The organism is Pedobacter sp. WC2423 (assembly GCF_040822065.1).
Taxonomy (GTDB): Bacteria; Bacteroidota; Bacteroidia; order Sphingobacteriales; family Sphingobacteriaceae; genus Pedobacter.
The window spans coordinates 1,927,869-1,952,943 of the sequence record NZ_CP162005.1; the positions used below are offsets into that span (position 1 = coordinate 1,927,869).

Consider the following 25,075-nt stretch of genomic DNA (forward strand, 5'->3'; position numbering starts at 1 on the left):
ACGGGGGTTATAACTCCCACAGAAGCTCTCCCTCCTGTGGCATTCCATTAAAATCACGAACAATCTTTCCGTAATCAAATTTCAGTATCCTGTCTGCACATTTAAAATAGGCGTCATCATGGGTAACAGCGATGATCGTTTTTCCCTCTGCTTTTAGCTGAGGCAGCAGCTTTTCATAGAAGTATTTCCGGAAATAGGGGTCCTGATCTGCGGCCCATTCATCAAGTACCAAAATCGGGCTGTCTTCCAATAATGCAAAAATCATGGCCATGCGCTTACCCTGACCTTTAGAAAACTTACGCCTGGCAGATTCTTCCCTATCGTCCAATACCACCGTATCAAGCTTCATAATCTCCAGTAGCCGGTTGTATTCCTTGTTTTCTTTCAAAGTGTAGTTCTCATAATTGCGCGAGAACAAATGATTATCCGTAAAAATCGCAGAGATCTTGTCCTTATAGTACCTGCCATCATTGGTAACCTTTTTTCCATTCAGATAAATACTTCCTCCAGAGGGCCTGTACAACCCGGTCAAACAATTAATGAAGGTACTCTTACCACTTCCGTTACCACCTATAATAAAGATCGTTTCACCTTTCCTGACAGTCAGGTTAATGGGGCCCATTACAAATGAGCTATCAAAATCATCCGATTGATGCTGATAGGTGATGTCCTCAAACCTTAATTCTTCTACCTCTTCGTCAAACAGTTCAGCTACTCCCGCTGTCTCTACGGGCAGCTCCTTTAAATCCTCAAGAAATGCAGTTACGCGTTTATTAGCTACATAGCTCCGCGTATAAAAATTTTGCATTCCTATGAGGTTAGTGATAGGCCCGATTATAAATAATAAGATGACCACAAAGGAAATAACAGACTCCCTGTTCAATAAATGAAAAAATGGTAATAAGAACAGCACGACACCTAATAACAGATATAAGCCATATTGGCTGAACAGATTCAATACCAGGTACTTGTTGACAATCCCGATCTCTACATCTCTTACTTCCTTTCTATTGTTCCCTAAAAATTTATCAAACAGATTAATACTCTTAACCTTACTTAGTTTCAACTCCTTAAACCCCTTTAATATATCATCAACTACTTTAAAGTATAGGTCATTCAGCTTTCGTAATAACTGTACCCTTTTAAATAACCGCTTGTTATAAATAACATATCCCATTGCCATCAAGGCAATCATCGATACAACGATCATAGCCGCAGTAAATGAAAGTATAAAATAATAGATCAGGCAAATCAACAATGAAATAAGCGAACTGATGGTTCCAGACATAATGCTGGGCAGATATGCAAACAGACGTACATCCTCTACAATTCCATAAATCCGTTCTGACCCTATAGCCTCCAGTTGCCGCAGGCTGGTCTGCTGCAATGACGAAAAGATCTTTAGCTCATTCTCGTAAATAGCGTTAAAAGTAAACGCAATTATTTTACGCTGTAAGAACATATTCAAGCCAAAGGACAATACGACTATAAGGAAGAACAGTTGTCCGATATAATCTGCATAAAAAAGATTCTTGCCTGCTATGATACCATTGATGATATACAAAATACCAAATGTGAATAAAGTATTGGGTATAGCAATAAGACAGAGAAAAACAATGTTTTTCCAGGTAATTTTAAACATATAAATAAGATTAAATTTAATTACGGTTGCCGCTCTGCTCTTTCCGCTCTGACTGTTGTTCTTTTCTGTTAAAACGATAAGCAATGCTTAAACGAAAACGGGCTGCATTACTATTATTAAGACGGTTAAAGGTATAATTGTCCCCCCTTACTAAAGTTTTATATTGACGGCTATCAAATACATTGGTTGCGTCAAATGTTACTGTCATCTTATCTTTCAGCAAATTTTTGCTCAATCCAAGATCAACATAGTATAAGGCTTTTGTGGTGCTTTGTGCATTGCGTTGTTCGCCTATAAAATTAGACCTTGCCTGGAAGACAAAGCCCTGTAAGAATTTCACCCTTGTTCCCAAACGAGCGTTCCAGTTATGGCTGGAATAATCAAAATTCTTGTCTGCATAATTTCCACGCTGTTGAAAGCCATAGATATTATATTCGCCATTTACCTGTAACCACTGATTAGGATCGTAGGTGGCAGACAACTCAAATCCATACCTATTTTCATGATCTAAATTCACAGGTATGGTAAAAAAAGTACTTTGGTCGCTATCCCGGTAAGTATAAAAAAGAACAAAATCAGTGGTGTTTTGGAAATAAACAGATGGGTTAAGCGTCAACTTATTCCAATGTTGCATCAATCCCCACTCCACTGCATTTGTATATGCAGGGTTCAGGTTTGGATTACCTATGTATTGAGAGTTTAAATTGGTGAGTTCAACAAAAGGATAGATCAGTTGTAAAGATGGTCTGCTGATCCGTCTGCTATAATTCAGTTGTATCATCGTTGCATCACTAAGCGTATAAGTCATATTTACGGTAGGGAATAACCGTGCATAATCCTTCTTATTGTTATAGCTGGCATTCCTGTCATCAATGCCGATATGCGTAAATTCTGAACGTAATCCCAATAAGTAACTGAAGTTATTGAGCTTACTTTCAAACTGTGCATATGCACTTCCTATTACCTCTTTATAATTCAGTTTATTATTAATATCCCTGTAAATAGTCCATTCATTGTCAACTAACTCTTCGGCTTTATAATCACTGGTAACAGATCTCGCTTCTATTTTTGCCCCAAGTTCAACTAAAGATTTCTCGCTAAGGGGGGTTGCAAAGTCTGTTTTGAGCAAAAAGTCTTTACTTGAACCGTCAGAATTTGTTCTCAGGGGTACTGCCGGTTCTTCAACCGGAAATATCTTTTGTGTGGTCAAATTCCAGCGCTTATCACTATTCCAGAAATCATACTGCATATCCACACTAAATTTCTTTCTTTTCGCGTCAAATGTGCGTGTATAATTAAATTCCACCTGGCTATAATCCCGCACCTCCTGAGAGTTACCATTTCTTACCAAAGCACTGTCCTTTAAATTACCTGAATGGCCGTAGTCATAATTTAACACATTCCTATCCCTATCTTTGGTATCATTCCTAAAGAAGGCGGCAGTGAGTGTATTTTTACTATCAATGTAATAATCAGCTCCTATATACAAGAGTTTTCCAGAATCATGTCTTTTCTCCTCCTGCCGCATATTCAATGATGTGCTCAGGCCCCCATCCGTAGTTAACTGATCTGACGAATAGAATCCGTTATAGTCAGAGTAGCGGTACCCCAAAGTCGAAAATAGGTTCAGCTTATTCGTTTTATAGTTCAAACTGGCATTTACCCGGTTATCATTGGGAATACCTCCAACTAATCTTGCCTGACCATTAAAGCCGCCGTTTTTATTTTTTTTAAGAATAATGTTGATAATTCCAACAGCACCCTCAGCATCATATCGTGCAGACGGGCTCGTGATCACCTCAACAGAAGAAATATTATCTGCAGGGATCTGATCCAGCGCATTGTTTAGTGTTAGCCCTGATCGCTTTCCGTCTATCAACACATTCACACTGCTTTTACCACGCAAGCTAACCACGCCATTAGCATCTACAGCAACAGAAGGTATATTTTCCAGAATTCCACTTGCTGATCCGCTTTGAGCAAATATATCCTTCCCTACGGTATATACTTTTTTGTCAAGCTTCATACTTACCCGGGGCGGTTCACTATTCACTACCAGTTCATTCAGTACAATCACATTTTCTATCAGTGCAATAGTCCCCATATCTACATTTGTACTGCTTGTTATCAGCGTTTTTACCAGAGGTTTATAACCTACAAACTGGATTTCCACCGTAAAACTCCCAGCAGGGATACTATCCAATTCAAATTTCCCTTTTTCAGTAGTAATCACGCTGGTTATTACCTTCAGCGAACTATTTTTAATAGTCACAGAGGCATAGGGCACTGGCTCCTGGGTACGGCCACTAACTATTTTACCCGTTACACTTACCTGTGCATGCAGATAAAAATTGGACACTAACAATAATAAAAAAAATAAAAATCTCATACTTAATTATACTAATCTAATGTTGGTTCCAATTTATATTCGATAATTTTCTCTCCGTAAAGGCGCTCCGGTTCAATGTTTTTAGAATGGCAATAGGCAATCAGTTTATTAGATTCTACGATAGGTTTTGACTCATCTGTATACTTTATCGAACTGATATATTTTAACCAAGGTTCCATGCCCATCGCATATACAAACACGTTACTTGGATTAAAAACATCGATCAATGCCTTTGATTGTTCAAAATTACAACCGGCCAAACGTCTTGATTCATCTTTATCTCTTGCCAGCGTTTCCGGCATCAGTGGTCCATACAACCAGGTTAAGGGAGCGCCTTCGCATTCCATACCCAAAAATATCACGTCAATATCACCTGTAATACCATGTATCCGTTCATAAAGCCGGGGAGAAACATTGCATGAATCAGCGGCAAATAACATCTTCAACCCATCGCTAAATTTAACCTGATGGCATAATTTACTACGCACATCCAGATCACAATGCTCCCCAATAAACGGTAACCCTGTAATAGCGCAATCCTTAAATTCCAATGTCTCCATCTCACCCAGCTCTATGATGTTCTTAAAACCCAGTTTTTGAAACATCAGCTTTAAATTAGGGTCCTGCAAACTTCCCCCATTACTCCTTGGGACTATAATGTTGGCAACCCTGCTTCTTATCCGCAATAGCGTTTCAAATAAAATATGATCCTGATGGTTATGCGTAATCAGCACATAATCTATTTTTTCAGGTAAATCTTCGTAAGAGTAACGTGAGATGTCCGTTTCGTAGCCATAGCTAATTAAAGGATCAGCCAATATGGTAGTATGCTTTGTTTCTGTTAAAATACAGGCATGGCCAAAATATCTTGTCAGGATGCCATCACCTTCGTACTTTTCGTATTGCCTTGGTGCTGTTGTGGTAAAAAAGCTTTTAAATAACTCTTCTTTTCCCGGCTCTATGTCAAAAATATCCTTAATTTCACTAAACTTACGGGGTGTAATAGACAGATCAAATAGCTCGTCTATCTTTTCACTCTTAAAAGGGAGGTTCACTCTTAAAATTTCATCATTGGGTAGCTTGGGTGTACTTAATACGAACGACCTCGAATCATCATCTTTTACCAGAAAAAGATTAAAACTCTGTAAAGATTCATTATAATATTCTGTAGCATATAACAACGACTCAAAAAAACGGAAAGAGGCATTATTATTCACATCATAAATTAACTCTACTAACCCTTGTAAACGTTCAGGCACCTTTGAGTAAAGATCAGTTAGCGCATATCCCCTGGCCTCTTTTTTCAGCATTTCATTGAGCTGGATAATGTCTTCTCTTAATCCCAGTAAGCCTGCGCATTGCTCCAGTGTATTGCTGATGAGTGCTTTTATCTCCTCTACTCGTTTCCCTCCATAATCGATGAAAGGCCCGCCCAGCATTTTAGGGCTCTTTATGGCCGCCGCATGAATGGTCGGGTTCTGCACGTATGAATTCATGATCTTCAGGTGCCTGTCCTTTATGTTCATAGCTGCAGTGGCAGGTGATACTAAATGAGGCCATGCATACCAGTTATCAATCAAGGGTTCTATAGCCAGATTTGGCCTGATGAATACTAAATCATCATTATTAATTTCCATAAAATACTATTTAGTTTGTAAGCGGATTATTTTTCTTTATAAAGACCCGGTAAGCATCTGTAACCAGGTCATGTCTTTCATTAGCTGCATTAAATACGGGCCTGTCGCGAATAATTTTATTATTTGCTACGTTCAGAATAGCGTAACGTGCACTTGTTTCAGTGTCTAAGAAACTGAAGTCACATCTGTCAATGAAAAGCAGGCCATCCACATTCAATTTCGTATCAAGCTCAATTATTTTTTTATTGAACTGATCAAAGGGGTAATTCGTAATAGTTTTCAAACTTTTCTTGGGGACTGTCTGGGGTCGTTGAAATACAGCCAGACAAAATATCGCATCAAAATTCTCAGATTTCACAAACTCTTCTGAAAGGCTATTTATAAATCTGTTACGATCATTTTTAAAATGTTGATTGCATTTTTTCAGACACACTTCGCTGATATCTGTGCCTGTAACAAAAGCCTGTGGAACGTATTGATTGATTGAAGCGACCTCCTCACCAGTAGAACAACCAAAGGATAGTATCGATACTTTTTTACTGCGCTTAAAATAATTTTTACAAATTTCAAATAGCTCAGGATATCTGTTTAAAGCAGTATCATGAAGTGTTTGGTGATAATGTTTTCTTTTAGTAACAAATAACCAATACTCTTTTCTAAAATCTTTGTCGGTTAAAAAACTGACAAAGTGAGACCAGGAAACTTTCAGCCTATTTAATTTCATAACTATAAATATTTTTCTTTTTGATAGCAGCAATCCATTGACGGATATACTTTTCAGGGTTATTAAATTTAATATCAGAATGCCTGCTGTATAAGGCCTGCAACACATCACTAAACAAATCCATGGTTACATCCAGACTATTCCAGGTATCAGCGAAATCGTAGCGCGCATACATTAACTTAAACCTTGATTCAAAATTTGGGTCAGCCCATTCAGCAATTCTTCTCCCATTGTGTAAAGTATCAAACTCTGCACCCTTGATACTTTTGGTATGCAGTTCAATCAGATTTAACAGGCAAATCTTCAAACCATTGTCACACTCAATTCTGGCACTCAGTAAATCTCCCCTGTGTAACTTGATTGCCATCAAATAGGAATGATGCCAAAACTTATTTACAATAAAGTTTACCCTATCCATATTGAAAACCTTATCCCTCTTAAATCTGAATACCTCTTCTATATAATGCAGTTTTTTGTTATAATCCTTTTTATCTACCACACACAAAAAACCTCTGTGCACGTTATAGGTAAATGCATGAATAGCACTTTCGATACTATTCCTTAAGCTCGCAGGAAGCAATTTTAAAAGGCCACTTTTTTTCTTTAACCCGGCATATAAATATCCCCAATAACACATTCGCTGATCAAGAAACACTATATCCATTCCTATCCCGTTACTAAAAAAAATCTTATTTCCCAATTGATTTGCCAATACCTTATCTGTATAATAGGCCACCGGTACGGATATCTCCTCCATCCATTCAGGATGATGATCAAACCAATTCTTGTTCTTGCAAAAAACCATTGCATCTACATCAGAATATTCGTCGGCCTTGAAAGTTTCCCTGGCTTGTGAACCTGTAATGATTACACAGGAAATATCTTTATTGCGTTCTGCCCAGGTCTTCAGGCCCAGTATAATTTCATCTTTATTACTGCTCATATGGTTTGAATTTTATAAGTAAGGCGGCATAGTGAAATCAACTGCCGATATTTGTAAGACTATGCCATCGGAATAGGCATCGCACTTCATTGAAATATTATAATCCTGCGTTGCAATGGCTGTTATTTGTTCCACTGGCATCCGCTGATGCTGCAGATCTCTGTAATTAAAACGGCCAGCTATATATTTACCTTGAAGATCCATTTTTGCATAGGGTACCTGCTGATGCATCCTACCCTCTAAATGCATTGTATGTACAACTTTACAAAGTCCGGTCAAAGTCATCTCCGCATTTACAGTCACACACAGTGGTAATTTATTGGTAAACTGGCCAATGGCTCTTTCTTCTAGTTCACTTTCTCTGCCATCCACAATCACATCTATAATAAATGTCCCGGTACCAAGATTCAGATAAAGCATAGAGAGCATAAAACTACTGATGGTTATATTGTGCACTTTACAATAAGAAATTATTTGCTGGTAATCAGCGCCCATAATCCTTAATTGTTTAAAAACATTTTTTCCCTTTGCCAAAGGCCCCACCTCCTGGGATAGATGTTGGTTCCAATAGGCTAGCTGTAATCTATCCGGCTGATAAGCAATAAGATTTCTATAAGCTTTTGTGGCTAAGGGTGTAACAGGTAGCCCATAGTATATTTTTTGCAGATAATCCGAAAGCAATCTGTTTGAAATATCATCTGTCAATGCGTGATGGATCAGGATATAAACAAGTTCGTTATCAACAATGTAACACCTCATCCCCTTAGCTTGATCAAGGGCAAATGGCAATGCCCTTTTCGCTGCCAGCTCATCCTGATGTATGTACTCTACCACAGGGTCTAAATCATCTGCTGGTATTTGTCTTAATCCTTCAGAAGTTTTAAAAATCCGCATCCTTAAAATCTCCAGCTCCACATATACGCTTTTAAGCGTCTTAAGCCACTTATCGTGATCAAAACCTTTTAATTTTATACTGAAAGATCCTAACACATGCCTGTATTCCTCTCCGTTAAAATATCTCAGCTGGTTAGCACTCAGCAACATTAAACCTCCACTGCCACGATCTGTATCCATGTCATTAAACACTGTTACAAACCTGGCCAGATCCTGTATGCGTGGTGTTTTAAGGATTTGTATAACAGGTAAGATGAACCCTTGCTTTTTCAGTCTTGCTACTACTTGTACTGATTTTAATGAATTACCGCCCAGCTCATAAAAATTATCAGTCACGCCTACGCTATCCAGCACCAAAACAGCCTCCCATATGGCTACCAGTAACTGCTCAACCGCAGTGCTTGCTGGTACATGCACCTGCTTGATCACATCCTGCATAGTTACATCTGGCAGTGCCTTTCTATCAACCTTCTTATTAGCTGTTAACGGAATACTATCTATTTCAACAATATAGCTGGGTAACATATATGCAGGCAATTCATTACTCAGCTGCGCGCTCAATAACTGCTTATCTGCCACATTAACCACGTACGCTATCAGGGCTCCGTTTTTCACCGCTGCCACTGCCTCCGGTACATGCTTCAACAAAACATGCTCTATCTCTTCCAGCGCAATGCGATAGCCCCGTATCTTCACCTGGTTATCGGCCCTGCCTGCATTATAAAGCTCACCCGCCGGACTGTACCTTCCTAAATCTCCAGTCAGGTACATCGTTACGCCATCAGCAGCAAGCACAAATTTTTTGTCTGTAAGCAATTGATCATCCTTATAACCCCTGGCTATAAAAGGGCTGCGAATAGCAATTTCCCCCAATTCATTGGGACCTGCCCTGTTACCCAAAACATCCACTACCAGTAGTTCTGTATTCAACACTCCTACCCCTAAAGGCAGATTCACTTCATTTCCTCTCACAATATAATAGCCCAGGGCTTGTTGTGATTCTGTGGTGCCATACAATGAAACCTGCACAACGTCTGGAGCCATCTTTTTCAATGCTGCGGCCTGACTTCCCTTTAAGGGTTCTCCACCATAAAAAACATAGCGTAAATCCTGCAGCAATAGCGGTTCAGTTAATGTTTGTGCGAGTGAAGGTGTCAGGTTCATTACGTTAATACCGTATTGCTGAATCCAGTAAATTAATTCCGGAGAACCGATCAGGTCCTGTGAGGGGATGATTAATTTAGCTCCAATACAAAGAGGCACAAAAACATCTCTCATCAAGGGATCATGCAGTAAACCAGATAACATGCTAAACTGATCAGTTGTACCTACCTTAAATTCCTCCTGCATCCAATGCACATAATTTACCAAAGATCCATGACAAGCTTCTACCAGCTTTGGTGTTCCGGTAGATCCAGAAGTAAATACACAATAAGCAACCGTATCAGCAGTAACAGTTACTGGTACCCATAATGAAGGATCAAACCCGGCAATAAATTCTTTACGTGTATCCAGTACCAGCTTAGGCTGCAAGACAGACAAATAATAATCATTTCTTACAGCAGGTGTTGCGCTGGATAATATACAGAAGCAGGCCCCTGCCTTCAAAATACCAAGTAACAGGACTGGCAATAAGGTGTTACGCTCAGCATAAACAGCCACCACATCTTCTCTTCCCAGGCCTTTAGACTGTAACATCACAGCTACAGAAGAAGAGAGTTCCCACAATTCTTTGTACGTATACACACCAGCAGCATCCTCCAACGCTACTTTTTCAGGATGGGCAAACACTTGTTTCGCTATCAGATCTATTACAGAAACAGTACATCCGGCATCAACGGGCTTCCATTTGTTTTTACCTGGGCTTAAACTAAACTGATTCAACGGTAAAGTTATAGCATTCACTATTTGTTGTAGCAAGCCTGCATATTGTTTTAGCAGCGCTTCAATACTGTTACGATTAAATAATGCTGTACTATATAAGCATTGAAAAGATATGCCCCTGGCATTCTCCTGTGCATATAATGTAATGTCAAATTTAGATTCCCGTTCCTGTGACTGTTCAGGGTAAATACTGATGCCATCCAACGTAAGCTCCTCATGCGGCTGGTTCATCATATTGAAAAACACCTGGAATAAAGGGGTCCTGTCCAGATGCCGCTCAGGCTTCAGCACATCCAATACCTTTTCAAAAGGTAAGTCCTGATGTGTATAGGCATCCAATGTAGTTGTTCTTACGCGGGATAACAATTCCTTAAAAGTCAATTCTCCTTCAAGAGTTGTTCGTAAAGCCAGCGTATTGATAAAGAAGCCTATCAATGATTCTGTTTCTTTCTGGGTCCTGTTCGCAATGGGTGTCCCTACACAAATATCCGTATCCCCACTGTACCTGAACAATAACAACTTAAATGCGGCTAACAACAACATAAAAATCGTTGCTCCTTCTCTTTGCGCCAGGTCTTTTAGCTGCTGGGATAGCAATCCATCTATCTGTATCTGGAATACATCACCCCTGTTACCTGCTGCCATAGCACGGGGGCGGTCAAGCGGAAGATTCAGTGTAGTAAGCCCTGCCATTTTTTCTTTCCAATACATTAATGCTTTATCCTGCACTATATACTTTCTTTGCCATAAAGCATAATCTGCGTATTGCAGCGGCAAAGGTTCCAGCTCCACGGCATCATACAGCGCTAACATCTCCTTAATAAATAAAGAAACAGACCAGCCGTCAGCAGCGATATGGTGCATCACTACCCGCAAACGGTATTCATCTGAAGCTAGTGGCTCCAGCTTTACCCGTAGCATATAATCTTCCAGCAAATCAAAAGCACGGTCAATATCTTCCTCTCTGCGGCTCATTACCCATTTATCCGCTGGTAATACCAACTGATAAGCCATTCCATTATCCTCCCTGATCACCGTTCTAAGAATCTCATGCCGCTGAATGATCTCTTTAAATGCGATAGTTAAGCGTTTTAAATCCAATGGCCCTTTCAATCGGAGCGCGGCAGAGATATGGTAATGCGTACTTCCTTCCAGCTGATCTATAAACCATAACCGCTCCTGAGAAAACGATAAAGGAATTCTTGCTGGTTTGTTGTGCACAAATGTGATTGCAGGTAATAACAATCCTTTATCCTTTTCAGTCAGCACTAAAGCCAATGCTTCTACAGTAGGATGATCAAATAAATCCCTTAAGCCTACTTCTAAATCCATCTCCTTGCGGATAGCGGAAATTACCCTCATCGCTAACAGAGAATGCCCGCCCAGTTCAAAGAAATTATGCTGTATACCAACCTGTTCTACCTGTAATAATTGCGACCAGATCTTTGCCAACCGGCTCTCCATAACGTTACGCGGTGCCACATAAGAAGTAATGGTCAACAACATCACATCAGGATCAGGCAATTGTTTTCTATCCGTTTTCCCATTTGCTGTTAAGGGTAATTCCGCCATTTCTACCAGTAATGCCGGCACCATGTACCCGGGCAATTTAGCCTCCAGATAGGCTACTATTCCATCTCTGTCATAATTACCTGCAGGTACTATATAAGCAATCAGCATCTTTGTTCCATGCGCATCCGTTTTCGCAATCACCGCATTTTTACTGACCAGTAAACATTGCTGCAGTACATTTTCAATCTCCATCAACTCTATCCGGTAACCGCGGATCTTAACCTGATTGTCTTTTCTGCCCAGGTATGCTATATTTCCATCCGGCAACCAACAGGCAAGGTCCCCAGTCTTATATAAGCGTTTACTGAACGCACTGGACACAAACTTTTCTGTTGTTAATTCAGGTCTGTTCAGATATCCCCTTGCCAGACCATCCCCACTAATACATAACTCTCCTTTAACCCCTTTAGGCACAATACGCAACTGTTCATCTACGATGTATACTTGAGTGTTGAGGATAGGTTTCCCTATCGATACCGGTTCTCCTGCATGTAACTCTTTAATCGCAGACCATATCGTAGTTTCTGTAGGACCAAACAAGTTAAAAACCCGGTTACTTAAATGCGTTAAGGCTTCCTTTAAATCATTGTTAATTGCTTCCCCACCCGATAATACCACTACCTGCTCCTCATTTTTCCATCCGCTATCCAGCAGCATTTGCCAGGTTGCAGGTGTAGCCTGCATATGAGAAGGACGGTGCAAATGGATCAGCTCCTGCAGCAGATAGCCGTCCATAGCCGCTTCCCTGCTCGCTATGATCACTTTACCTCCCGTAATCAACGGCAGAAATAGTTCTAAATAAGCAATATCAAAAGAGAAAGTAGTAACCGCCAGCACACACGAATCAGCATTAAAATGCAGTAATTCCTGCATGGCATATAAGAAATTCACCAGCGCAGCATGTTCAATCATCACCCCCTTAGGGTTACCGGTAGAGCCTGAGGTATAAATTACATACGCCAACCCTGGCGCAACCTGCGCAGTAGCATCGCCAGGTAGCAAACCTTTATCCGTAATGAGCAGATTTGCTTTTGAATCTGATAATACATAGTTAATTCTGTCTGCAGGATAGGCAGGATCTATCGGAATAAAAGCAGCACCTCCCTTTAAAACGGCTAAAAGGGCTACCACCATATCCAGAGAACGCTCCAGGCAAATACCCACTAAGCCATACCCTTTTATATCCAGGGCCAACTGGTCTGCACGTGCGTTCAGTGCAGAATATGTAAGCAGCCTATCCTCAAATACTACAGCAACATCATCTGGCCTCAGCTTTACCTGTTCTTCAAATAAGGATAGCACTGTTTGATCAGCCGGGTATGTCTTCTTCGTAGCATTGTAATCATATAACAGCTCCTTTTCTTCTGCTTTTGTCAGCACATGGATAGCAGACAATTTCAGCAATGGCTCGCTGATAACCTGGCTTAAAACTTCCCTGAAATGCCCTTTGATCATTTCAATATAACCAGCATCCAGCAAGCTCTCATTGAAATTAAAATCTACAATCAGCTGGCGATGGAGACTTGCCTGTATGGACAATAGATAATTATTATTCTCCTCCACCTCAACATTGGTAATCTTCAGAAATGGCTCAGCAGCATCATCTTCAGCAGCTGTTAATGGATAATTTCTGAATACAAAAATAGTATCAAACAAATCGCCACTCAATCCACTCCATTTCTGGATATTTGTCAATGCAGTATACTGGTATTCCCGCGCCCGCACATGTTCCTTCTGTAAATGTAACAACCACTCCGTTACAGTCCATTCAGCCTCTATTTGTGCACGGAAAGGCAAAGTATTGATATACAGACCTACCTTTTTAACATACTTCATATCCGCCGGTCTGCCAGACACCGTGGCGCCAAACACAACATCGTTTTTTCCATTGTAAACAGACAACAATAAAGCCCATATCCCCTGCAACACCGTATTTACAGTCAGGTGATAACGCTGTGTATAGGCATTCACCTGCTGCGTAAATTCTTCGTCAAAAACAAGGGATAGATTTTTAAATGTCCCTACACCTTTATTGCGTTCATCGTTGTGTGCAACAAAAGGCAGTAACGATGGTTCCTCAAATCCCCTCAGGTAATCTTCCCAGAACTGTTTCTCCTGATAAGGGTCAATCCTGTTAATATATTTAATGTAATCCTGATACAGATCTTCCTCTACAACAGGCGGTATCTGAGCTGTCGCATATTGCTGGTAGGCCGCTAACACTTCACTGATAATCACCTGACCAGACCATCCATCCCATAAAATATGATGTTTTGTCCATATCATTCGGCAATTTTTCGCGCCAGTCTTAACCAGGGTAACCCTGGTTAGGGGTGCCTTATTTAAATTGAAGCCCTGCATACGGTCCTGATGAAGTAATTCTTCAAAGGCTCGCTGCTGTTCTTCTAAAGCAAGCGCACTAAAATCAAGCCATACAAACGGTAATTCAACCTGGCTATATACACTTTGCAGCGGAATACTCACTTTATCATAAATAAAAGCAGTTCTAAGTATACTGTGGTTATGAATCACATACTGCCAGGCCAGCTTAAACGCAGCTATATTTAACCCATCCGGAAAATCTAACCTGAACTGTGTAATATAGGCCGTAGCATTACCCGCATACAGGCTATGGAACAAAATACCCTCCTGTAAGGGGCTCAGTTCATACAATGCAGAGATCTTATTCCTCGAAGATAAATACTGCACTAACTCCGCTTTATGCTGCCTGATAAAAGCAGGGATGCGCAAGCCCTGTTGTATTCCAGAGATTTCTTCTGCGGTTAACTTACCTTTGCTGCCAGATAAGATCAGGTCACCATTCCGCACACATAAAGACAGCCCGGATTGTTCTAATTCTACTATAAACTCTTCCATACCATTAGAATCTCATAATGTCACCTTCATCTTCCAACGCTCCTTTACCCAACAAAGCGTCCAGTTCCTTGTAATCCAATTTGCCATTTAATCCAAAGTCAGCCGGGGTAACATCTCTTTCCTCTTTCTCCACACAATGGTTGATTAATGCGCTAAGCTGCCTGATATAATGAGCAGCAAATTTCTCTACACGCACAGCTGTATATTGCGTGGATGAATAATTAAAAGAAACATGCAATACATTGCCTGTAACAATGGCCCTGATCACAAACTTATCACGAATGGGATATGCGCTACTAATATGATCCCCTGGATATTCTGGAGCACCCTTAAACCAGGCATTGGCATTCACCACATTATCCTGCTGCCCCAGATAATTAAATACAATATCCCAGCAATCACCGCTAAGTTCTTCTACAGGATTTAAATACTTCAGACAGCCAAAGCCAATACCCTTATCCGGAATACTTCTCAACTGCTCCTTTACAGATTTCAGCATACTTCCTTCCTGCATATCACTTTCCAATTGCAGCAACACAGGATACTTATTAGTGAACCAGCCCAACGTGCCAGTAACATCTAACTGCGGAAACAACGCTTCTCTGCCATGTCCTTCCAATCCTATAACCACATCATCATCACCTAACCATTCCCTGATCGTAATCGCCAGCGCAGTCAGTAAAAGATCATTAATCTCAGTGTTGTAAGCAGTATTTGCTGCGGTTAGCAATAACTGGGTTAACGCAGTGCTCAGCTGAACATCCACAGCAGACAAATCTTTTCTGGCGGATGCCGCTTCATTTAACTCCACTGGCATAGGCTTAAAAGCCTGCACAACATTTTCCCAATAGGATTGCTGTGCCCTGATGCGTTCGGTAAATGCAAATTCAACTAATGTCTCTGCCCAGTCCCGGTAAGAACTGGTTTTTAGCCCAAGCTCAGCATCACTTACGGCCAGCAAACTACTCAGCTCATCTATTAATATCCTCCAGGAAACACCGTCTATGGCAAGATGATGCACTACCATAAAAAACCTGTTATATGCTTCTTCTTCTGGCGTTTGTATCAAAACAAACCTGCTGAGTATACCTTCCTCTATGTCCAGGCTTTCCTGGTATTGCTCACAAACAGCTGTAATTTCTGCACAGGCTGATTCAACCACCTCCAGTTCTCCTTCTCTATCTCCATACTCCTGTATCCATTGTGCGTCTTTATAAGTATAAAAACACCTTAAAATATCGTGTCTGTCTACAATTATCTTTACCGCATGTAACAATTCTGCCGCCGATACTTTCTTATCCAGCTGCAACAACACAGCCTGGTTAAAATGATTCACTGCATCCGCACCTGTCTCCAAAAACCAATGCTGAATGGGTAATAAGGTAACCTCTCCTGTCAACCGGCCTTGTTCAGCCAGAACAGCGCTTTCCTTATTACGTAGTATCAAAGCAGCTAAGTCAGCTATTGTCTGGTAGTCAAACAAGTCCTGCACTTGTACGTGGTACCCTTTTCTTTTCGCCCTGCTGACCAATTGTATCACAATAATAGAATCGCCGCCCAGTTCAAAGAAATTATCATAGATACCTACGCGGTCTGCATTTAATAAAGAAATCCAGATCTCTGCCAGGTCTTCTTCCAGCTCATTCCGCGGCGCCACATAATTGGTTTCCACTAACGCATCAGGTGCCGGCAAAGCTTTTTTGTCCAGCTTCCCATTGGCCGTCAGCGGCATCGCCGTTAAGGGTATCCACACAGCAGGTACCATATATTCCGGCAGTTGTTGTTTCATGTAATTCATCAAAGCCTCCTGGTCATATGCACCCTCAGTAACCACATAGGCCATCAGGCGCTGATGGGTATATACCACCGCACTTTGCTGTATTCCCGGGAAGTCCGACAAGACCTTATTCACCTCACCCAGCTCCACCCTGTACCCGCGGATCTTCACCTGGTCATCTACCCGGCCAATAAATTCGATATCCCCGTCGGCAAGCCGGCGAACAAGATCACCTGTTTTATACAGCCTGGAAGGACCGCCAAAAGGATTGGCGATAAACTTCTCCGACGTTTGTTCGGGCTGATTGAAGTAACCTGCTGAAACCCCGTCACCCCCGATCAGCAGCTCACCGGGCACCCCGACAGGGCATAACGCTAAGTAACGGTCTGCCACATAAACTACAGTATTTGAAAATGGCCGCCCTATGGGAACCTGGTGGTAATCCCTGTGCAGGTCTACCTGATGCAGCAGCTTACCGATAGTCGTTTCTGTTGGACCATAGTGATTGATCACCCTCAGCAGCGGACTTGCAGTCCTGATCTTTGCGATCACGCTTACCGGCAGCGCTTCTCCCCCAAAAATAATCGTCTTTTCAGGTAACAGCGTTTCCAGCGCAGTCCAGTGAGAGGGCACTATTTTAATACAATCTATAGGATGGGTACTAAAATAACTGTGCAGTAGTCCAGGGTCCATCAAAGTTGGTTTACTAAACAGATGCAGCGTACCACCACTTAACAAAGACCCAAACAGCACCGTATTGCCCAGGTCGGCCGACAGCGAAGACATCAATCCAAATGACGAACTTTCAATTAACAGCCCTTTCAATCCAAAATAGTAATCTACAATATTCTGGTTACGCACCATTACCCCTTTCGGCTGGCCGGTAGTACCAGAAGTATAAATCACATAGGCCAGATCGCCATTAACACTCTCCGTTTCCTCCCCCTGTTCCAGCTCAGCCAACTGTATATCTACAGAAAACACCGGCACCTCAAAGTCAAGCACGTCAAACAAATGCTCAGAGGTAATCAACAGCGCTTTCATCCCCGTATCCCTGACCATAAAAACCTGCCTTTCTTTGGGCAGCGCAATATCAATCGGCACATAGGCTGCACCGGCTTTCAATATACCTAATATGGAGACTACCGACCATTCAGCTGTATCCATCATCATCCCAACCAGGTCATCCGCCGCCAGGTTATATGTCTGTCTTAAATAACTTCCCAGTTTGCTGGCACGCGCGTTCAGTTCCCCATAGCTCAGCACTACATCGCCAAAACGTACCGCTGCCTGATCGGGATGTAACAATACCTGCTCTTCAAACAGCGCGATCACTGTCTTAGCAGGATAGGGTAAGCTAAAATGGTTAAACTGATGCAGCAGCTGCTCTTTTTCCTGCTCACCCAGCATCGCTAAACTGCCTACCGGCTGTTCTATATTTTCCAGTACAGCCGATAACAGGTTTTCAAAATGACCTTTCATCCCTGCAATCGTCTCCTGGCTAAACAGGTCAACACAGTAATTGATCGAAACTGCTATCCCTGATGCCGTTTCCTGCACAAAAAAGGTCAGGTCAAATTTAGCCGTCTGGTAACGCAGCGATTCGGGTTCAATCCTCAGCCCGCCCAGTGAATGCACCGCCGCATCCTCATTGTTATTCAGGACCAATAAAGCCTGGAACAACGAGCTCCGGCTCTTATCCCGCTCCTGCTCTACCCGGTCTACCACCTTCTCAAATGGAACAGAAAGATGTTCATATCCTTCCAGTGTAGTCCGTTTTACCTGCAATAAAAATTCCCTGTAAACAGGGTTTTCACTCAAATCGCTCCGCAAAACCAATGTGTTTACAAAAAAACCAATCAGGGGTTCCAGTGCTGCTGCTGAACGGTCTGCCACCGTTGTGCCCACGCAAATATCTGTCTGTCCGCTATACCTGGACAGCATCACCTGGTAGACCGACAACAGCAGCATAAACAGGGTTACCCCCTGTTGCTGTGCCAATTCCACTAATGCGTCACTTACCGCCTTGTCAATAACAAAATTCAAACGGGCGCCTTCAGTACTTTGCACCGCAGGCCTCGGATAATCCAATGGTAAATTCAAAGGTTCCAGGCCACGCAGTTTCTCCTCCCAATAGCCCAGCTGTTTCTCCAGCACCTCATCAACCACATATGTACGTTGCCAGATGGCATAGTCAGCATACTGCAGAGACAATACCGGTAAATCCGGCAACCTGTTTTCTGTATAAAAACGGTATAATTCTATAAACTCATGGACAATCAACGATACGGACCATCCATCAGAAGCAATATGATGCCGCACTAAAACTAATACATGTTCATCTTCCTTTATCTTCAGCAGTTTTGCGCGCATCATATAATCCTGAGCCAGGTCAAATGATTTTGTCACCTCATGTTCGATCATCTTATCCAAATCAATTGCGTCTGAACGATCCAGTCTCCATCCTGCAGCCTCAACAATCTCCTGGTACCCCAGCCCATCCACTTCCCTGAACACGGTCCGTAAAGATTCATGCCGGCCTACAATTTCTTTAAAAGACTTCTCCATTGCCTGCACATCCAATTGGCCATGCAATCTAAACACAGAGGGCATATGATAATGTGTACTTCCCCTTAACTGATCAATAAACCATAACCGCTCCTGCGCATAGGACAATGGAATCCGCAATGGCCTCTCCTGCCTCAGGATAGCTGGTAATAGCGCTTTCCGGTCATTCAACTCAATAAATTCTGACAAGGCAGCTATTGTCACATAATCAAACAAATCAGTAATAACTACCTCTACGTTTAACTGTTTCCTGATAGCAGACAATATCCTGATGGCTAATAAAGAATGTCCTCCCAGTTCAAAGAAATTATCATAGATGCCTACGCGGTCTGCATTTAATAAGGAAATCCAGATCTCTGCCAGGCCTTCTTCCAGCTCATTCCGCGGCGCCACATAATTGGTTTCCACTAACGCATCAGGTGCCGGCAAAGCTTTTTTGTCCAGCTTCCCATTGGCCGTCAGCGGCATCGCCGTTAAGGGTATCCACACAGCAGGTACCATATATTCCGGCAGCTGCTGTTTCATGTAATTCATCAGCGCCCCCTGGTCATATGCACCTTCAGCAACCACATAGGCCATCAGGCGCTGATGGGTATATACCACCGCACTTTGCTGTATTCCCGGGAAGTCCGACAAGATCTTATTCACCTCGCCCAGCTCCACCCTGTACCCGCGGATCTTCACCTGGTCATCTACCCGGCCAATAAATTCGATATCCCCGTCGGCAAGCCGGCGAACAAGATCACCTGTTTTATACAGCCTGGAAGGACCGCCAAAAGGATTGGCGATAAACTTCGCCGACGTTTGTTCGGGCTGATTGAAGTAACCCGCTGACACCCCGTCACCCCCGATCAGCAGCTCACCGGGCACCCCGACAGGGCATAACGCTAAGTAACGGTCTGCCACATAAACTACAGTATTTGAAAATGGCCGCCCTATGGGAACCTGGTGGTAATCCCTGTTCAGGTCTACCTGATGCAGCAGCTTACCGATAGTCGTTTCTGTTGGACCATAGTGATTGATCACCCTCAGCAGCGGACTTGCAGTCCTGATCTTTGCGATCACGCTTACCGGCAGCGCTTCTCCCCCAAAAATAATCGTCTTTTCAGGTAACAGCGTTTCCAGCGCAGTCCAGTGAGAGGGCACTATTTTAATACAATCTATAGGATGGGTACTAAAATAACTGTGCAGTAGTTCAGGGTCCATCAAAGTTGGTTTACTAAACAGATGCAGCGTACCACCACTTAACAAAGACCCAAACAGCACCGTATTGCCCAGGTCGGCCGACAGCGAAGACATCAATCCAAATGACGAACTTTCAATTAACAGCCCTTTCAATCCAAAATAGTAATCTACAATATTCTGGTTACGCACCATTACCCCTTTCGGCTGGCCGGTAGTGCCAGAAGTATAAATCACATAGGCCAGATCGCCATTAACACTCTCCGTTTCCTCCCCCTGTTCCAGCTCAGCCAACTGTATATCTACAGAAAACACCGGCACCTCAAAGTCAAGCACATCAAACAAATGCTCAGAGGTAATCAACAGCGCTTTCATCCCCGTATCCCTGACCATAAAAACCTGCCTTTCTTTGGGCAGCGCAATATCAATCGGCACATAGGCTGCACCGGCTTTCAATATACCTAATATGGAGACTACCGACCATTCAGCTGTATCCATCATCATCCCAACCAGGTCATCTGCCACCAGGTTATATGTCTGTCTTAAATAACTTCCCAGTTTGCTGGCACGCGCGTTCAGTTCCCCATAGCTCAGCACTACATCGCCAAAACGTACCGCTGCCTGATCGGGATGTAACAATACCTGCTCTTCAAACAGCGCGATCACTGTCTTAGCAGGATAGGGTAAGCTAAAATGGTTAAACTGATGCAGCAGCTGCTCTTTTTCCTGCTCACCCAGCATCGCTAAACTGCCTACCGGCTGTTCTATATTTTCAAGTACAGCCGATAACAGGTTTTCAAAATGACCTTTCATCCCTGCAATCGTCTCCTGGCTAAACAGGTCAACACAGTAATTGATCGAAACTGCTATCCCCGATGCCGTTTCCTGCACAAAAAAGGTCAGGTCAAATTTAGCCGTCTGGTAACGCAGCGATTCGGGTTCAATCCTCAGCCCGCCCAGTGAATGCACCGCCGCATCCTCATTGTTATTCAATACCAATAAAGCCTGGAACAACGAGCTCCGGCTCTTATCCCGCTCCTGCTCTACCCGGTCTACCACCTTCTCAAATGGAACAGAAAGATGTTCATATCCTTCCAGTGTAGTCCGTTTTACCTGCAATAAAAATTCCCTGTAAACAGGGTTTTCACTCAAATCGCTCCGCAAAACCAATGTGTTTACAAAAAACCCAATCAGGGGTTCCAGCGCAGCTGCTGAACGGTCTGCCACCGTTGTGCCCACGCAAATATCTGTCTGTCCGCTATACCTGGACAGCATCACCTGGTAGACCGACAACAGCAGCATAAACAGGGTTACCCCCTGTTGCTGTGCCAATTCCACTAATGCGTCACTTACCGCCTTGTCAATAACAAAATTCAAACGGGCGCCTTCAGTACTTTGCACCGCAGGCCTCGGATAATCCAATGGTAAATTCAAAGGTTCCAGGCCCCGCAGTTTCTCCTCCCAATAGCCCAGCTGTTTCTCCAGCACCTCATCAACCACATATGTACGTTGCCAGATGGCATAGTCAGCATACTGCAAAGATAATACGGGTAAATCTTGAGCCTTATTTCCGGTACGTGCCCGATAAAAAGTCTCAAACTCATGCACCAGTAAAGAACCCGACCACCCATCAGCAGCAATATGATGCCGCAGCAGGATTAAAATATGTTCATCATCTTTTATCCGCAGTAACATCGCCCGCAAAGGGTGATCTTTCGACAAATCAAAAGGTCTTGTAATTTCCCGCTCCACCAGCTCATCCAGAGCGGCTCCCGAATGGTTATACGTATCCAGATAATCCAGCATCCAGCCATCCTCTGCTAAAATTTCCTGGTAAGGGATGCCATCCAGTTCCTTAAAAACTGTACGAAGTGACTCATGGCGATTAACGACATCGTTGAAAGAGCACTCCAGTGCATACACATCCAAAGATCCCAGCAACCTGAAAACCGAAGGCATATGGTAATGTACACTTCCCCTTAACTGATCAATAAACCATAACCGCTCCTGCGCATAGGACAACGGAATCCGCAAGGGCCTTTCCGCCACTACTGTCACCTGCGGTAAGTCTAAGCCTTCCTGCATTCCTTCAATCAAATGGGCCAGCGTCTTAATGGTAGGGTTCCCAAGTAAATCTTTAATAACCAGATTTATTACCAGCTCTTTCCGCATGGCTGAAACAATTCGCATGGCCAGTAATGAATGCCCGCCCAATTCAAAAAAATCATCATTTACACCTACCTGCTCCACTCTTAAAATCCTGCCCCAGATTGCAGCAATCAGCTTTTCCATTTCACTAACAGGCGGTAAATACTCCCTTTGCTGCACCTGGTAAATAAAAGGATCGGGTAACTGCTTTGGATCTAATTTTCCATTTGCCGTAAGTGGTATCTTATCAATAGGTATAAAAAAAGCCGGCACCATATAATCGGGCAACCGCTCCAGTAAAAATGCCTGCAGTACACCCGCAGTAATTTCATCATCACTTAAATAATAAGCAGTAATATATTTTTCTTCGTCGTCATTTTTTTTCAGCATCACCAGCACCTGTTCAATGCCTTCAAAACGGGATAAGCAATTTTGTATTTCTCCCAGCTCTACACGGTTCCCCCTTATCTTCACCTGTTCATCTATCCTGCCGTAAAATGCCATATCCCCGGCAGGCAGCAAACGAACCAGGTCGCCCGTCTTGTAATATCGCTGTCCAAACAGGGTCTTAAACTTAGCTGCAGTAATCTCCGGTTGTTCCCAATAGCCTTTGGCAAGCCCTGCTCCCGCGATGTATAATTCTCCGGCTACGCCAACAGGCAAAATGCGCTCCTCAGCATCCAGCACCAGCACCTCCATATTGGCAATAGGCCGCCCTATGTTAATCTGCTCATCATCCGCTTCAATCAGCTTCACAATACAGCCTACTGTAGCTTCAGTGGGTCCATATTCATTGTATATCGCTACACCAGGGGCAATAGTCCGAAGTAATTCTACTTGTGAAAACCGTAATTCTTCCCCCCCAACAATTACACATTTCATGGCCGAATCACGTATATCCACATCAGCCAGTAATGAAATGTGCGTCGGCGTGAGTTTAATCGTATCAATCCCATTGGTGTTACTAAAACAATACTTCAGTTTCTCTACCAGGCTTAATTCCGGGTCTAAACAATACAAAGTCCTTCCCCTGCTCAGCGTGGTAAATATTGAAGTCACCGTTAGATCAAAACTCAAATTAGTCAGTAAAGGAAAATTACCATCTTCCACTGTCTTAAAATAATATCCGTTGGCCCAATAAATATAATTCATCAGGTTGCTGTGCAATAACTGGCAGCCTTTTGGTATGCCCGTAGTTCCAGAAGTGAAAATCAGGTAAGCAGTATCCCAGGGTTCAACAGTTACCGGAATAGCTGCAGCTGGTTTAGCTAACTGTAAATACGCAATATCAACCAATTCGGTGCTGTCACAATTAGCTTTCACTTGCTCTGGCACCCATTTGTCAGTTATAATCAGCTTGCATTTACTTTCCCTGATCATATGCTGTAACCGCTCTGCTGGATTATGCCGGTCAAGTGGCACATAAGCAGCACCAGCAAACCATACCCCAAGCAAGGCTGCCGGAATCTGCATATCATCATCCATCAGTATCCCTACCACATCCCCCTTTGCTATACTATAATCCTGGAGCAGTGCAGTCACTATATGCCCTACGTTTTCTGCTAACTGATGATAGGTAACCTGCGCATTCGCCCCCTGCACAGCAATAGAATCTGCTCGCGTACTAAACACCTGTCTGATCATTTCAGGCAGTGTAAGCGTGGATAAATTAGTACAGGTAGCATTATAAACCTGTAGCTGCGCTTTATCTTTCTCATTGATATGCAACACCGGTAAGTCCAGCTGCTGTAACCTCTCGCCAAGGTCTGCCATAAACAAAGTGGCTAAAGCCATCATATCACTTCCGGCAGGAAAAACCAGCTCCAGTTTCCATAAAGCAGTTGTCTTTACAACGCGCAATTTCAAGCTGCCGGTAAAGTCATCCTGTACCCTGACACCACTTTCCAGAAACTCAAATACAAACTGCAGCCTGCTATCCGGCCATAAATCATCCGGCAATGCATAATAGTAATCATTCCAGTTTGCAGCCATTTGTAGTTCAGCACTTATATGAGCTAGTAGTGGTGTAAGCTCTGGCTGCTCTTCTGAAAAATGAACAGGATATAATCTTGACAGCGGGCCAAGGGTCATTTTTAATTCCTCATATACGCGTCCGTCCGTCAAACAGTCAATCGTGAGCGATTTCCCGTCAGTATACCTGCACAAACTCTGTTTAAACAATGCCAGCAACAATACCTGCTCTGGTACCTGCAGCTCATCAGCCATCGAAGAAATATAGGTGCCATCAAACTCAGCCTGCACACAAGAAGAGCTATCTATTCCTTTAACTGGCTTAAATAGCCCGGTATCCTTACTTACAAGCTTTCTTTTTTCATTCCAGAATGCCGCCGCCTCCATATTTCCTTCTTCAGTCAATCCCAGTTCCCATTCGGTATAGGTACCAAATTGTAACAGCTCATCCGTAGCTACGGGTAAAGCCACACCGTTGATCAGGGCCTGTATTTCTTGCTGTAGCTCCTGTACAGTATAAATATCCAGTATCAGCCGTAATGCCTTCATTACCACCGTCACCGCATCGCCAAACTCTACAGTTATCGATAAGGGTTGTTCCAGACTTAAGGCTGTAGTTGTAAAACATTTATTTTCTATACCCAGGCGGGATGCTACGGTTTGAAAAGGTAAATTGATACCCGCTCTGTAAACAAAACTTGTTCTCAGGATATCATGGCGGTCAGTAATTGTTGCCAGTGCCGCAAAAATGATTTCTTTGTCAGCTGTACCATCTATCGTAAAATCTGCCCTTACCTTACCTAAACCAGTGGACTGCCAAAAGGCCAGATCTCGTACCTGCTGGCCTGAAAGTTGAAATTGACTCAT

The 25,075-nt window shown here is 42.8% G+C and carries 7 protein-coding genes; all 7 read right to left on the reverse strand.

All coding sequences use genetic code 11. The annotated features are described in order from the left end of the window. Nucleotides 1-7: 7 nt before the first annotated feature. The 7 genes from AB3G38_RS07745 to AB3G38_RS07775 are packed head-to-tail and all read right to left on the reverse strand — an operon-like array spanning nucleotide 8 to nucleotide 25,075. The gene (locus AB3G38_RS07745) at nucleotides 8-1,642 is read right to left on the reverse strand and encodes a cyclic peptide export ABC transporter (RefSeq protein ID WP_367867920.1); all 1,635 of its coding nucleotides are present in this window, start codon (nucleotides 1,640-1,642) and stop codon (nucleotides 8-10) included. A 16-nt stretch (nucleotides 1,643-1,658) separates the two neighbouring features. Then, nucleotides 1,659-4,031, reverse strand: a complete 2,373-nt coding sequence (locus AB3G38_RS07750) for a TonB-dependent receptor (RefSeq protein WP_367867921.1) — start codon at nucleotides 4,029-4,031, stop codon at nucleotides 1,659-1,661. 11 nt (nucleotides 4,032-4,042) lie between these two features. Beyond that, nucleotides 4,043-5,668, reverse strand: coding sequence for an MBL fold metallo-hydrolase (locus tag AB3G38_RS07755; RefSeq protein ID WP_367867922.1), 1,626 nt, complete (start codon nucleotides 5,666-5,668; stop codon nucleotides 4,043-4,045). A 10-nt stretch (nucleotides 5,669-5,678) separates the two neighbouring features. Continuing rightward, nucleotides 5,679-6,392: a trans-aconitate 2-methyltransferase gene (locus AB3G38_RS07760; RefSeq protein ID WP_367867923.1), complete on the reverse strand. Its 714-nt coding sequence runs from the start codon at nucleotides 6,390-6,392 to the stop codon at nucleotides 5,679-5,681. After that, nucleotides 6,379-7,335, reverse strand: a complete 957-nt coding sequence (locus AB3G38_RS07765; protein WP_367867924.1) for an aminoglycoside 6-adenylyltransferase — start codon at nucleotides 7,333-7,335, stop codon at nucleotides 6,379-6,381. The genes AB3G38_RS07760 and AB3G38_RS07765 overlap by 14 nt, the downstream gene beginning before the upstream one ends. Before the next feature lie 12 nt (nucleotides 7,336-7,347). Then, nucleotides 7,348-14,562, reverse strand: coding sequence for a condensation domain-containing protein (locus AB3G38_RS07770; RefSeq protein WP_367867925.1), 7,215 nt, complete (start codon nucleotides 14,560-14,562; stop codon nucleotides 7,348-7,350). A gap of 4 nt (nucleotides 14,563-14,566) precedes the next feature. Next, complete coding sequence (locus AB3G38_RS07775) at nucleotides 14,567-25,075, reverse strand: amino acid adenylation domain-containing protein (protein ID WP_367867926.1); 10,509 nt, start codon at nucleotides 25,073-25,075, stop codon at nucleotides 14,567-14,569.